Annotated in this window: 13 protein-coding genes; all 13 read left to right on the top strand. The window is 61.5% G+C overall.

Annotated features, from left to right (window positions below; all coding sequences use genetic code 11):
- Window positions 1–806, top strand: an 806-nt coding sequence (locus tag JX325_RS06405; protein WP_204790326.1) for a sugar phosphate isomerase/epimerase family protein, incomplete at its 5' end; no start/stop codon positions are given.
- A gap of 141 nt (window positions 807–947) precedes the next feature.
- Entirely contained in the window at window positions 948–1,808 is an 861-nt protein-coding gene (locus JX325_RS06400) for a sugar phosphate isomerase/epimerase (RefSeq protein WP_204790325.1), read from the top strand.
- A gap of 76 nt (window positions 1,809–1,884) precedes the next feature.
- The gene (locus JX325_RS06395; RefSeq protein ID WP_204790324.1) at window positions 1,885–2,664 is read left to right on the top strand and encodes a 5-deoxy-glucuronate isomerase; all 780 of its coding nucleotides are present in this window, start codon (window positions 1,885–1,887) and stop codon (window positions 2,662–2,664) included.
- Window positions 2,665–3,182: 518 nt separating this feature from the next.
- On the top strand, window positions 3,183–4,193 hold the full coding sequence (locus JX325_RS06390) for a 4-hydroxythreonine-4-phosphate dehydrogenase PdxA (RefSeq protein WP_204790323.1): 1,011 nt from the start codon (window positions 3,183–3,185) through the stop codon (window positions 4,191–4,193).
- 96 nt (window positions 4,194–4,289) lie between these two features.
- Window positions 4,290–5,564: a TRAP transporter large permease gene (locus tag JX325_RS06385; protein ID WP_204790322.1), complete on the top strand. Its 1,275-nt coding sequence runs from the start codon at window positions 4,290–4,292 to the stop codon at window positions 5,562–5,564.
- A 36-nt stretch (window positions 5,565–5,600) separates the two neighbouring features.
- Window positions 5,601–6,680 carry a DctP family TRAP transporter solute-binding subunit gene (locus tag JX325_RS06380; protein ID WP_204790321.1) on the top strand — a complete coding sequence of 360 codons (1,080 nt, stop codon included), beginning with the start codon at window positions 5,601–5,603 and terminating at the stop codon, window positions 6,678–6,680.
- A 31-nt stretch (window positions 6,681–6,711) separates the two neighbouring features.
- Complete coding sequence (locus tag JX325_RS06375; protein ID WP_204790320.1) at window positions 6,712–7,392, top strand: cyclase family protein; 681 nt, start codon at window positions 6,712–6,714, stop codon at window positions 7,390–7,392.
- 7 nt (window positions 7,393–7,399) lie between these two features.
- Window positions 7,400–7,906, top strand: a complete 507-nt coding sequence (locus JX325_RS06370) for a TRAP transporter small permease (RefSeq protein ID WP_243413956.1) — start codon at window positions 7,400–7,402, stop codon at window positions 7,904–7,906.
- Between the two features lie 123 nt (window positions 7,907–8,029).
- Entirely contained in the window at window positions 8,030–9,910 is a 1,881-nt protein-coding gene (locus tag JX325_RS06365; RefSeq protein ID WP_204790319.1) for a sigma 54-interacting transcriptional regulator, read from the top strand.
- 33 nt (window positions 9,911–9,943) lie between these two features.
- On the top strand, window positions 9,944–11,227 hold the full coding sequence (locus JX325_RS06360) for a DUF362 domain-containing protein (protein WP_204790318.1): 1,284 nt from the start codon (window positions 9,944–9,946) through the stop codon (window positions 11,225–11,227).
- A gap of 87 nt (window positions 11,228–11,314) precedes the next feature.
- Window positions 11,315–12,685 (top strand): GntP family permease, encoded by a 1,371-nt coding sequence (locus JX325_RS06355; protein ID WP_204790317.1) that lies wholly within the window; start codon window positions 11,315–11,317, stop codon window positions 12,683–12,685.
- 57 nt (window positions 12,686–12,742) lie between these two features.
- Complete coding sequence (locus JX325_RS06350) at window positions 12,743–13,021, top strand: UxaA family hydrolase (RefSeq protein ID WP_204790316.1); 279 nt, start codon at window positions 12,743–12,745, stop codon at window positions 13,019–13,021.
- 12 nt (window positions 13,022–13,033) lie between these two features.
- Window positions 13,034–14,197: a UxaA family hydrolase gene (locus JX325_RS06345; RefSeq protein WP_204790315.1), complete on the top strand. Its 1,164-nt coding sequence runs from the start codon at window positions 13,034–13,036 to the stop codon at window positions 14,195–14,197.
- Window positions 14,198–14,310 lie beyond the last annotated feature (113 nt).

Genomic DNA, 14,310 nt, shown 5'->3' with positions numbered 1-14,310 from the left:
TCAACCCCTTCTATAAGCACCCCCTGTTCTCCAAGGAGTGCGAGGAGGAGTACCGAAAGGCCCTGAAGGAAACCGGCGTGGAAATCTCCAGCTTCATCGTGGTCTACCGCTGGTCCGGCCCCACCGAGGAGCAGAGGCAGCACGCGGTTGCCAACTGGAAACGGATGATTCAGATTGCCGTGGACATGGGCGTTCCCGTTATCAACACCGAGTTCTCCGGCGACCCCAACCAGCAGGAGATCTGCAANGGCATGTTCTTCCGCTCCATGGAGGAACTGCTGCCCATCATCGAGCGGGAGGGCCTCCGGGTGGAAATCCAGTCCCATCCCTACGACTTCTGCGAGCTGAACGACGAGACCTGCGATATCGTGAAGTCCTTCCGCTCCAAGAACCTGGGCTATGTCTATTCCGCCTCCCACGGCTTCTTCTACGACNAGGGNAANGGCGATGTACGCCACATGCTGAAAAACGCCGGCGACGAGCTGACCCACGTCCTCCTGGCCGACACCTGGAACCAGACCAAGGACTGCCGCTACATCCTGAATCCCCCCTGGCTGAACCAGCGGGGCCGGGCGGACGTGACCATCCACCAGCACACCGCCATGGGCGNAGGNGAAGGGGACTTTGACGGCATCTTCGAGACCCTGCGGGAGATGGACTTTGTCAACAAGCAGCTCAAGCCCGGCGCGCCCAAGGCGGGCGGGGACCACATCATCTGCGTCAGCTACTTCGGCTTCCCGGAGAAGATGGATCAACAGGCCCNCGAGGCGCTGGANCGCATTCAGAGCGAGCTTTTGGGCAGGTAAGACGGGGAGATCCCGCTTACATACTTCTTTTCTCTGCGGGACGCCCAATCGGAAACGGCTGGGCGTTCCCGCGCAATTGGAAAACCCTGCCGCCGGGTATACAATTATGGAACGATTAAGGAACGATAAGGAGAACGAGCCATGAAAATCGGATTTAACGAAGGCTGCAACCGCTTCTGCGAGAACCACTCCGTGCTGGAGGACCTGGCCCTGTGCGAGAAATACGGCTTTGACTACATCGACGTCCAGTCCGAGTGCCTGGACCGGGAGCTGGCCGCCGGGAAATACACCCTGGAGCAGCTGGNNGACTTCTNCCGGAGCCATAAGCTGAAAATGCTGTCCTACAACGCCCTGATTTTCTTCAACATGAAGCAGACCCAGGCGGAGAAGGACGCCGTCATGGCCCAGCTGGACGAGATCATCCGCCGCTGTGAGNTTCTGGACTGCAAGATGATCGTCGTCGTGCCCTCCATGGATCTGACGGTCCACGCCACCGTGGACGAAATCAAGGCCGACGCCGTGGCCGTCCTCAAGGAGATGGTCAAGAAGGTGGAGCCCCACGGCATCAAGCTGTCCCTGGAGTTCTGCGGCGCGCCTGCCATGTCCATCAACCGCTTTGAGTACGCCTATGACATCGTGAAGGCCGTGGATTCTCCCCTGGTGGGAGTAACCCTGGACCAGTTCCACTTCAACGCCATNGCCTNCGGCTGGGACGCCCTGGAAAAGGCCGACGGCAGGAAAATCTTCGTCTGGCACCTCAACGGCACGGAGAACATGCCCTGCGGCGCGTCCTACAACACCGACGAAAAGCGCCTCTGGCCCGGCGAGAGCGGCGACTGCCTGGACCATAAGCGCTTCGCGGACACCCTGAAAAAGATCGGCTTCGAGGGGGACGTTTGCACCATCGAGGTCTTCCGGCCCGACTATTATAAGCTCTCCAGCGAGGAGAACATCAAGAAGGCCGCCNAGGTCACCNGGGCCCACNTGGAGAAGTATTGGTAAAATATAAGCCGCCAGAACGGCCCCGGCACTGCCGGGGCTTTCGGCCTGATTTTAAATGGCGAAAGGGAGTATCACCATGAGCAAGGTATTTGGATATCCCAAGTTTGACGAACGCGGCGAAATGGTCCTTACCACTTACGACGGGGACTACGCCGCCATGCTGATGGACGTGCGGGTCTACCAAATGAAGGCGGGGGAGACCCGCAGCTTCTGCCGCNCCGGNNNGGAGATCGCGGTGCTGCTGCTCCGCNGCAAGGCGGCGTTCACCTGGGAGACCCAGCGGGCCGAGGCCGGCCGCCGGAACNNCTTCACCGAGGGCCCGTGGTGCGTCCACGCCTCCAGCGGCGTGGAAATCGCCGTCACCGCGGAGGCCGGGGCGGAGATCCTGGTCCAGTGCACGANGAACGAGAAGAGCTTTCCCAGCCGCCTCTGCCGTCCGGAGGACGCCCCNTGGAAATACTCCTGCGTGGGCAAGTTCGGCGGCGTGGCCCAGCGGCGGGTCAACACCATTTTCGACCACGAGATCTGCCCGGGCTCCAACATGGTCCTGGGGGAAGTGCTGAACGACCGGGGGAACTGGTCCGGGTATCTTCCCCACCGGCATCCCCAGCCGGAGGCCTACTTCTTCCTTTTTGACCGGCCCGAGGGGTTCGGGGCCAGCTTTGTGGGGGACGAGGTGTTCAAGAGCGTGGACCACAGCTTTTCCGCCATCCCCGGCGGGGCGCTGCATCCCCAGGCCGTGGCTCCGGGCTTCCAGATGTACACCACCTGGATGATCCGGCACCTGGAGGGCAATCCCTGGCTCCAAACCGACCGCTGCGAGGACGAGCGCTANACCTGGCTCCACGAGGTCTGACTTCGCCTGCGCCGAGCGCGGCGGCGGGCAAAAAAATGATATCTGCGGGAAACGGGAAACGCGGCCGCGTTTCAGCGTCCCGGAGAAACCGGCAGGGCCTGTCGCGGCAGCGGCGGGCCCTGCCGGTCTGTCTGCCGGAAGCGGCGGCTTGGCGGGCTGAACATCCAAATGTTTCCTGTTTCAAAAAAGCGCGGCAGCGTGTTTCAGCCGAAACAAGTGAAACAAAATGTTTCAACTGTTTCAAATTGCGTTTCATGCTTTTCCTAAGTTCTCCGATGCTGTATAATTTGCCTGGAACATTCCCTGGAAGCAGCGCCGGTCTTGTCGGTTTCCGCCTGGTGACTTTGCCGAAATCTTGACAATCTATTCACACACAATTCACAAAAAGGGAGCTTTCCGAGAGCGGGAGGAGTGAAAGTTTCAATTTTGGCACGAAATTTGCTGTATTATCTGNCGAAGCGAGTTCGCGGAAACCGGACATATTTCGCGGATAAAAGGTGATTTGTGGAGGTATGATTATGAGTGAAAAGCCTATCCTCGGCGTTCTTCTGGGCAACTCCGCCGGCGTTGGCCCGGAGCTGGTGGCCATGCTGGCCGTGAAGGATTACTACAAGGACTACTGCCGCCCCGTCATCATCGGAGACCTGCGCATGTTCGAGCACGGGCTGAAGGTCGTGGGGGGGGACGTGCCCCACTACGTGGTCGGCGATNTCAGCGAGTNCGATTGGTCCAAGGGCTTCCCCGTGCTGGACCTGAAGGACCAGGACCCCGCCCAGGTGGTCTACGGTGAGGCCAACGCTTACTGCGGGGCCAGCGACCTCAGGCAGCNGGATACCGGCATCGCGCTTNGCAAGGCCGGAAAAATCGAGGGCTTCGTCTTCGGCCCCTTCCACAAGGGCGCCATGAAGATGGCGGGGCTCCACGACGAGAGCGAGCACACCTATCNGGCCCACGCGTTCAACCTCACCACCCCCTTCTGTGAGGTCAATATGATGGACGATCTCATGACCGTCCGGACCACNAGCCATGTGCCCATCAGCGAGGTCAGCTCCATCATCAATGAAACCACCCTCCGGGAGGCCATCGAGCTGGGNGAGATCACCGGCGAGAGCCTGGGCCATAAGCCCCGCATCGCGGTGGCGGCCCTGAACCCCCACTGCGGCGAGTTCGGCCTGTGCGGCCGGGAGGAAGTGGACATCATCGGGCCCACCATTGAAAAGGTGGTGAAGGAGACCGGCTGGAACGTCACCGGCCCCTATTCCGCCGACACCCTCTTCATCAGCGCCCTGGCGGGGGACTTCGACGTGGTGGTTACCATGTACCACGACCAGGGCCAGATCGCCTTGAAGCTGGTGGGCTTCCAGCGCTGCATCACCGTGGCGGGAGGCCAGCCCTATCCCATCGCCACCTGCGCCCACGGCACCGCCTTCGACAAGGTGGGCAAGGCCAGCGTCACCACCGATTCCTTCGAGCGGGCCGTCCGCACCACCGCCAAGATGGCGGAGGCAAAACGGGCGAAGGGTCAGTAACCGGCCGGGAGCCGCCGGGCCGGAAGCGCCTGTTCCGGTGGCCGCCGTCTTCAAATATATAAAATTTTATAGTAAAATGTAGGAGAGGTGACAAGAATGGATTTGGTAGTTCTGGTAGGAGCGTTTTTCCTGCTGCTCTTCCTGGGCATTCCCATTGCTTTCGCGCTGTGTCTTTCCGCGCTGGCGTACCTGGTGCTGTACTCCCAGGTTCCGCTGATTATCATTGCCCAGCAGATGCTTAAGGGTGTAGACTCCTTCACGCTGATGGCGATTCCGTTTTTCGTGATCGCGGGCTGCCTGATGCAGAACGGAGGCATTTCCCGGCGCATCGTGGATTTCGCGAAGAAGCTGGTGGGCTGGCTCCCCGGCGGCATGGCGGTGGTGGACATCGTGGCCAGCATGATCTTCGCCGCTATGACCGGAGCGGGCGCGGCCACCACGGCGGCNGTGGGCGGCATCATGATCCCCTCCATGGAAGAAGAGGGGTATGACCCGGGCTTTGCCAGCGCGATCCAGGCTATGGGCGGCATTTTTGGACCCATCATTCCGCCCAGCATTCTGATGGTGCTCTACGCGGTGGCCTCCGGCGAGTCCGTGGGCGACATGCTGATGGCGGGACTGCTGCCCGGCCTGCTTTTGGGCCTGGTTCTGATTGTGGTGGTGGTGCTGCTGTGTGTAAAGAAGGGCTACACCGGCAAAAGCCGGTTCAACGCCGGAGAGGCGCTGCGTTCCTTCGGCCGGGCCTTCTTCGCGCTGCTGGCGCCGCTGATCATCCTGGGCGGCATCTATTCCGGTTTTGTAACGCCTACGGAGGCTTCCGCGATCTGCTGCTTCTACTGCCTGGTCATTGGGCTTTTCGTCTACCGGGAGATCAAGCCGAAAGAAATCTGCCGTATTGTCTTTGACGGCGTGAAGAGCGCCGCCGGAATCATGCTGATCGTGGCCTCCACCCAGGTATTCGGCTGGGTCATCACCCGGGCGGGCATCCCCCAGACCCTGGCGCGGATGTTTACCTCCTCCATCAGCAGCCCCCTGGTGTTCACCTTCGCGGTTTGCCTGATTCTGCTGGTGGCGGGCTGCTTCATCGACGCGGTGCCCGCGCTGCTGATTTTCGCCCCCATCTTCTGCCCCACCGCCCAGGCCTACGGCATCAACATGGTGTACTTCGGCGTGGTAATGGTGATTGTGCTCTGCATCGGCCTTGCTACGCCTCCGGTGGGCATCAATCTGTACGTGGCTTCCAGTGTTGGAGGCCAGCCGGTCCATAAAATCATTCCCCACCTGCCCATCCCTCTGATGGCTATCTTTGTCGGCACGCTGCTGGTGGTGCTGTTCCCCGGCATTGTGACCTTCCTCCCCAGCGTCCTGTAAGCGTTCCCTAAATTTAAATATAAGGAGATTATCACGATGAAAAAGCAAATTTTGGCGTTTACCCTGACTCTGGCCCTGGCCCTCACCCTGGCTGCTTGCGGCGGCGGCAACGACTCTGGCAACGGCGGCGGTTCTCAGGACGGCGGCGCGGCCGCTCCCTCCGGCGACGTGCCCGCGGCGGGACCCGCCGCGTCTGCGGAGGTTTCCGGCGATAACATGACCATCAGCCTCTTCGCGGGCTCCCTNCCGGAGAACACCCCCACCGGCGGCGCCCTGGCGGTGATGGCGGAGTATATCAACGCTTATTCCAACGGCACCATCCAGGCCGAGGCCTTCTATGACACCGCCCTGGGCGACGCCACCTCCATGGTTCAGGGCCTGCAGCAGGGCACCGTGGACATCGGCGTGGCGGGCACGGCCTATTTCTCCGGCCTGGTGCCTGAGATTGAGGTGTTCCAGCTCCCCTTCCTGTTCGGTGATCTGGAGAGCGCCCGGACGGCCACCGACGGCCCCGCCGCCGACGCGATCAACGCCAAATTCGAGTCCGTGGGCATCAAGGGCCTGTCCTTCTGGGAGAACGGCTTCCGGGAGCTGACTAACAACGTCCGCCCCGTCTCCACTCCCGACGATATGTCCGGCATCAAGATGCGCACGCTCCCCGCCGAGGTTCAGGTGGAGACCTGGAAGGCCATGGGCGCCCTGCCCNCCACCATCGACGCCTCTGAGCTTTATACCGCCCTTCAGCAGGGCACCGTCAGCGCCCAGGACAACCCCCTCCACGAGATTGTTTCCCGGAAGTTCTACGAGGTGCAGCCCTACGTGACCCTGACCGACGCGGTGTACACCCCGCTTTACATGGGCATGAGCAAGGCCACCTGGGACCGGATGAGCGAGTCTCAGCAGGCCCTGATTCAGGAGGCCGCCGACGTGGCCCGCCAGAAGCAGCTGGAGCTGACCGACGAGGCGCAGGCCGCCGCTCTCCAGACCCTGATTGACAACAAGTGCGAAATCGTGGAAGAGCCCGATAAGGACGCGTTCAAGCAGAAGGCCATGCCCACCTGGGCCATCTTCACCGATCAGTACGGCACGGACCTGGTGGACATGATTCAGAAATAAGTCCCATTTTAGAAAGAAGGAGTGACGCAACATGCGAAGAATCGTAGATCTGACCGTGCCCATTGAGGAACATTGGCGCTACGGGTTCAAGGTGACGCCCGTCAAAACCCACGCGAACGGGGACCCCTGGCAGAACGCGTCCTACAACCTGGAGTCTCACTGGTACACGCACATTGACGCTCCGCTCCACTTCGACCCCAACGGCGAGTCCCTGGACGCCTATCCCATTCAGGACTGGGCCATCACGGACTGCCTGGTGCTGGATTNCTCCGACTGCGGCGACAACACGGCCATCACTGCCGAGATGCTGGAAAAGGCCAACGAGCGCTTCCGGGACCGGCACTTTGACAGCCTGCTGATCCGCACGGACCGGGCCAGAAAGGCCGAATGGACCTCCACGGAATACTGGGATAATTCCCCCTATCTGACGGAGGACGCCGGCATCTGGCTCAAGANCTACCACCCCAAGCTGGTGGGGTACGACTTCGCCCAGGATTACGCCATCCGCAAAATCCNCACCATGAAGCCCNGCGACGAGATTCCCCAGCCGGTTCATGAGCACGTCCTGAAACAGGGCAAAATTCTCCAGATTGAGTACATCACCAACCTGTGGGAAATCGGCTCTCCCGACTGCCAGCTCATTGCCCTGCCCTTGAACACCCANCACGCGGACGGACGCCAGATCCGCGTGATCGCCGTTGTAGAAGAGTGAGGTCCATATGGAAAACGTATCCTCTGTGAAAACGCTGCCCGAGAAGCTGCTGGACGGGTCGAAGATTCTGTTTGGCNGCCTGGGCGTTGTGATGATTCTGGTGGAGACCTACGCGGTGTTTGGNCGTGAGATTTTAAAGGTCCCCGTTCCCTGGGCGGACGAGATGCTGAAGCTCCTTTTCGTGTGGTGCATTTTCGTGGGGTCCGCGCTGGCCTTCCTCTCGGATGACCTCATTTCGCTGACCCTGATTGAAGACCGCGCCAAAGAGAAGGGGAACATGAAGCTCTTTGGGATTTTGAAGATTGAGCAGTATGCCGCCGCCCTGGGCATCTCCGCGCTGCTTGTGGTGCAATTGTTCACCATTGTCGGCACGCAGCTGTCCACCGGAGAGGCTACCACCGTGCTGAAATACCCCCTGTGGGTGTTGAACAGCGGCATCCTGATCGGCATGGGGCTGATTGTGGCCGCGAGCGTTGGAAAGCTGATCGGCTGCGCAAAATACTTCAAGAACTGACCCGTGGGAAGGCGGAAGGCCGGCGTCTGAATCCTCCCTCAACAGCCGGGCCGCTATTCCCGCGGCCCGGCTTTCCCGTAAACCCGGCGGAAGCAGCCCGNACCTGTCGTAAAGGAGAACTGTATGGTCAATGTTGTGATTTTCGCGCCCTCCCCGGACCAGCTGGGCTATATCGGAGACCTGCTGCGGAGATTACAGACCGACGAGGTACGCATTGACGCGATTCACCATTTCGGAAGCCCCGAGATCTTAAACCACCTGAACCACTACNACGTCATTATTGCCCNGGGCATTACNTACCGGATGCTCTGCGGGCTGTATCCCGGCAAGCATATCACCCACCTGGGCTTCGACGGGACGGATATCCTGTCCGCCCTGCTGGAGTGCCGGGAGTCCTTCCACCCGAAAAAAATCGGTCTGTGCCTTCACCACGACGGCCTGAAGGCCGTGCTCCCGGGACTCAGCGAGCTCTGCCGGGCGGAGCTGAAGCTCTACGAGGTGCTGGATGAGCAGAGCGCCTATGATGCGGTGGAGGCGTGCCGCAGGGACGGCATGGAGGCCATTGTCAGCGGAGGCACCGTCAGCAACATCTGCCGGGAGCAGGGCTTTCCCTGCACCTATATCCACATCCGGNCCGCCACCTTGGAACGGGCCATCGAGGAGGCGCTGAACACCGCCCGGGTCATCAATACCGAGCGGACGAAAACCAATATCATCCGCATGATCCTGGACAACAGCGACGACGCGGTACTGGCGGTGGACGAGACCGGCCACATCCTGGAGGCCAACGACCAGGCTTATCAGCTCTATGGCCTGGCCTTCATCGCCGGCTGGAGGGGCGGCTCCGTCCAGCGGCTGAACGCGGGGCTGACCTTTATCGGCAGCCGGGAGGAGCCCTGCCGGGACGGGGAGGAGAAGCTGGTGACCATCGGCGGCCAGAGGTACTATGTCCGCTATAAGCTCATCTCCGGCGAGGACTCCGGCGCGGGCACCCTGATCACCACCAGCGCCGCCTCTAAGATCCTCCAGGAGGAGCGCCGGATTCGAAAGAGCCTTGTTCAAAAGGGCCCCTCCGCCAAGTATACCTTCCGCAGCATCATCGCGGTCAATCCAGAAATGCGCAAAAAGGTGGAGATTGCCAAAAAGTTCAGCCGGGCGGACTCCNACGTGCTGATTACCGGGGAGACCGGCACCGGCAAGGAGCTGTTCGCCCACAGCATCCACTCCGCCAGCGGGCGGATGTCCCAGCCCTTTGTGGCCATCAACTGCGCCACGCTGCCGGAAAATCTTCTGGAGAGCGAGCTGTTCGGCTATGAGCCCGGTTCCTTCTCCGGCGCGTCCCGGGAGGGGCGGATGGGCCTTTTTGAGCTGGCCCACCGGGGAACCATCTTCTTGGACGAGATCGGGGAAATTCCCGTGGCCCTCCAGGCCAAGCTGCTGCGGGTCCTTCAGGAAAAGGAGATCCGCCGCATCGGCAGCGCGTCGGTCATCCCCATCGACGTGCGGGTCATCGCCGCCACCAACGTCAACATTCGGGAGCAGATTGCCCTGGGAAAATTCCGAAGCGACCTTTTGTACCGGCTCAACGCCCTGGAGATCTCCATTCCGCCCCTGCGGGAGCGGCCGGACGACGTGATTCCCCTGATGGAAGGCCAGCTCCGCATTTTGGCGGCGGGCCTTGGCAAGCAGGTCCCCAAGCTGACCCCGGAAGCCCAGANNCTGCTNTGCCGCTATGCCTGGCCCGGCAACGTCCGGGAACTGCGCAACATCTGCGAGCGGCTGGTGGTCCTGTCCGACGCGGCGGATGTGACGGTGGAGGACCTGAACGAGCTCCACAGCTTTTCCGGCGCGCCCTCCGGCGTTCCAGACCCCGCCCCTACCCCTCTGCCAGCGGCGTTCCCGGTTTCCCAGCCGGGCAAGACCAAACAGGAGATTGCCCGGGAGCTGGGTGTTAGCCGGACCACCCTCTGGCGGATGAGCAAGCGGCAGGAGGGACAAAAATAACCCGGCTATAACACTTCTGAGAGGAGTCTTTCCATGGAAACCATTACCGATCTCATTAAAAACCAACCCATTCCCAAAATGGTGCGCATCCGGCAGAACNTCGACCGGACGTGCATCCCGGTGGAGGAGATCGCCTCCACCGTCCAAAAGGAGCTGGACCGGGAGGACCTGGGCGGGAAAATCAAGCCCGGCATGAAAANCGCGATCACCTGCGGCAGCCGGGGCATGACCAACAACGCGCTCATGGCCCGGGCCATGGTGGATTTTGTCAAGTCCAAGGGGGCGGAGCCCTACATTGTGGCCGCCATGGGCAGCCACGGCGGCGCCACCGCCGAGGGACAGACCCAGATTCTCAGGGACTACGGCATCACGGAGGAGGCCATGGGCTGCCCCGTCAAGAGCTCCATGGAAACGGTGCAGGCGGGCCTCTCCGGCGTGCGGAAGCAGCCGGTCTTCGTGGACAAGAACGCCAGCGAGGCCGACGGCATCCTGCTCTTCANCCGCATCAAGCCCCACACCTCCTTCCGGGGGCCCTATGAGAGCGGCTTAATGAAGATGATGGCCATCGGCCTTGGCAAGCAGAAGGGGGCGGAGTCCATTCACCACCAGAGCCCCGCCATCATGCACGAGCTGGTGGAGGAATACGGCCGGACCATTCTGGAGAACTGCCCCGTGCTGGGCGGCATCGCTGTCGTTGAAAACGCCTATGACGACACATACCTCATCAAGGGCCTCACCCCCCAGGAGATCATCGACGAGGAGCCCAAGCTGAAGGAAATCTCCTACCGGACCATCGCCAAGCTCCTCTTTGACAAGTGCGACGTGCTGGTGGTGGACAAAATCGGGAAGAACATCTCCGGCGACGGCATGGACCCCAACATCTCCGGCCGCTTCGTCCTGCCCCAGTACTGCTCCGGCGGCATTGACGCGGAAAAGGTGGTCGTCCTGGATATTACCGACGAGACCCACGGCAACGCCCAGGGCATCGGCTTGGCNGAGNTGACCACCCGGCGGCTGGTGAACCGGATGAAGCTGGAGATGACCTATCCTACCGGCGTGACCAATACCTTTTTGCACCTGATGAAGATTCCCATGATTATGGACAACGACCGGGAGGCCCTCCAGCTGGCCCTGATGTGCTGTCCGGAGGCGGAGGACCATGAGCATATGAAGCTGATCCGCATTCCCAACACGGCCCATATCGGCGAGATCGAGATTTCCGAGGGCCTGCTGCCCCAGGCGAAAGCCAACCCCAACATTGAGATTCTCACGGACCTCTACGACCTGCCCTTCGACAGCGAGGGGAATCTGTTTTAAGGCCCCGCCGCCCCGGGCGGACCCTCCGCGCCAGCCGAAAAATTTGTCTGACATCCGTACTCGTTTAGTTGAAAAGGAGAACGATTTATGGTTACACCCGCTATGCTGATTCTGCACCTGGTGATCGCCATCGCCATCATCCTGGTATGCATCATCGTCTTAAAACTCAATGCCTCCATCGGAATGGTGCTGGCCTGCCTGTACATGGGGGGTATGAGCGGCCTTGGCCTGATGGACACCGTATCCACCATCTCCTCCGGTTTCGGCAATATGATGACCGGCATCGGCCTTCCCATCGGCTTCGGCGTGATCCTGGGCCAGTTGCTGAACGACAGCGGGGCCGCAGGCGTGATCGCCGATAAGATTGTCTCCGCCTTCCCGGAGAAGCGGGCCATGTGGGCCATCTCCCTGGCGGGCTTCGTCCTGTCCGTCCCTGTGTTCTTCGACGTGACCTTTGTGATTCTGATTCCCATCGGCCTCACCATCGCCGCCAAGATCAACAAGAAAATGTGCTATGTCACCGGCTGCCTGACCATCGGCGCCACCANCGCCCACTGCGTGGTGCCCCCCACGCCGAATCCCCTGGCCGCGGCGGACATCTTTGGCTTTGACCTGGGCATCATGATGGGCGTGGGCCTGGTGGTGGGCCTAATCACGGTGCTGCTCAGCGACTTCGTGTTCATCAAAATCCACGACCGGGGCATCTGGAACGAGGAGAAGGATGTCAACCACAGCTCCAACGTGGTGACGGAGCTGCTGGAGTCCGCCAAGAAGGACGCCGCAGCTGACCGACCCCGGCCCTCCTTCGCCATGAGCCTGCTGCCCATCATCATTCCCATCGTCTGCATCCTGGCGGGCACCGTGGGAAGCGCCCTGTTTGAGNAGNCCCCCGTCATCTGCCGGTTTCTTGGCGAAAAGGTCATCGCCATGCTGCTGGGCACCCTGGGCGCGTATCTGGTGAGTATCAAGTTCATCGGCCGGGAGAACTTCGAAAAGTCCGCCGGCGAGGCCCTGAAGAGCGCCGGCGTGGTGCTGCTGATTACCGGCGCGGGCGGCAGCTTCTCCTCCGTCATCGCCGCCACGGGCATCGGGGACTCCATTGTCTCCCTGCTCAGCACCGGGGCCAGCTCCGTGGTCCCCGCNATGTTCCTGTGCTACCTGATCGGCATGATCTTCCGCGTGGCCCAGGGCTCCGGCACTGTGGCGGGCATGACCTCCATGACCATCATGGCCACCGTGGCCCCCGCCATCGCCTGCCACCCCGTGTGGCTGGCCCTGGCCTGCCTCTCCGGCGGCAACTCCATCGGCCATGTGAACGACTCCGGCTTCTGGGTGGCGACCAACATGTCGGGCCTCACCATCACCGGCGGACTGAAAACCTATACCCTGGGTTCCTTCATCTCCTCCGTGTTCATTTTCCTGCTGGCGCTCATCGGCGCGCTGGTGATTCCGCTGTGATCCTTCGAAATCGTTATTATTTTGCGGCGCAGTCCGCAGGTTAAGGAGTGAAACCATATGCTGAACGCAATGCTCATCGATCCCGCCGACAACGTCGTGGTCGCCATCGAGCCTATCGCCAAGGACAGCCCGGTGGAGTACGACTGCGGCGGGGAGACCCGCAGCCTCACCGCCCTGGAGGACATCACCATTTACCACAAGNTGGCCTGCCGGGACATCCCCCAGGGGGAGCCGGTGGTGNAATACGGCCAGCACATCGGCTCCGCCGTCACAGCCATCCGGGCCGGGCAGCATGTCCACGTCCACAACGTGGAAAGCCACTCCACCAATGTTTGAGGAGGGAATCGAATGACATTCTATGGCTATAAACGGCCCGACGGCCGGGTGGGCGTCCGCAATTACGTTTTGATCCTGCCCGCCAGCGTCTGCGCCTCCGACACCACCCGGATCGTTGCCCAGCAGGTCAACGGCGCGGTGACCTTCAACAACCAGCAGGGCTGCTCCCAGGTGGAGTCCGACCAGCAGCTGACCATGGACGTGATGGCGGGCGACGCCGCCAACCCCAACGTCTACGGCACCGTGGTGGTGTCCCTGGGCTGCGAGAACTGCCAGATGGACCTGGTGGTCAAGGCCATTCAGGAGCGGACCAACAAGCCCCTCAAGCAGGTCATTATCCAAGAGGTGGGCGGCACCTTGAAGGCGGTGGACATCGCCGTGCNCTATGCCAAGGAGATNGCGGCGGAGGCGTCGCTGCTGCAAAAGAAGGAGTTCCCCATGTCGGAGCTGATCGTGGGCACGGAGTGCGGCGGCAGCGACCCCACCAGCGGCCTCGCGGCCAACCCCGTCATTGGGGAGCTCAGCGACCGGCTGGTGAAGGACGGCGGCTGCTCCATTTTGAGCGAGACCACCGAGTTTATCGGCGCGNAGCNCATTCTGGCGNAGCGGGCCGCCACGCCGGAGNTCCACGACCGCATTCTGGAGATTGTCCGGCGCTATGAGAAGGCCCTGCGGCTGGTGGGGGAGGNGGTCCGGGAGGGCAATCCCTCTCCCGGCAACAAGGCCGGCGGCATCACCACCCTGGAGGAAAAATCCCTGGGCTGCATCCACAAGGGGGGCCACAGCCCCGTTATGGCGGTCTATGACTACGCCAAGCAGGTGGAAGCCAAGAGCGGCCTGGTCATTATGGACACCCCGGGCAACGACCCCTCCTCTGTTGCCGCCATGGCGGCGGGGGGAGCCCAGGTGGTGGTCTTTTCCAGCGGCCGTGGATCTCCCACGGGCAACCCCATTGTCCCCGTGGTGAAAATCACCGGGAACAAGCTGACCTTCGCCAAGATGGAGGACAACATCGACCTGGACGCCTCCCCCCTGATTTATGGGGAGAAGACCCTGGAGGAGCTGGGCGGCGAGCTCTATGAGCTGGTGCGGCAGGTGGCCTGCGGCCGCCAGACGAAGGCGGAGGCCCTGGGCTTCACGGAAATGGCCATTGCCCGGGTCTGCAATTACGTATAAGTAAGGAGCGCTTCCAATATGAATAAAAAATACGTCGTCATGGACGGCAATACCGCCGCCGCCCATGTGGCCTACGCCTTCACGGAGGTAGCGGCCATCTATCCCATCACGCC

Origin of the sequence: Oscillibacter sp. CU971 (assembly GCF_905219725.1) — a bacterium.
Lineage (GTDB): Bacteria > Bacillota > Clostridia > Oscillospirales > Oscillospiraceae > Oscillibacter.
Note: the sequence above shows the minus strand (reverse complement) of the source record. Positions and strands in the feature narration are given on the sequence as shown.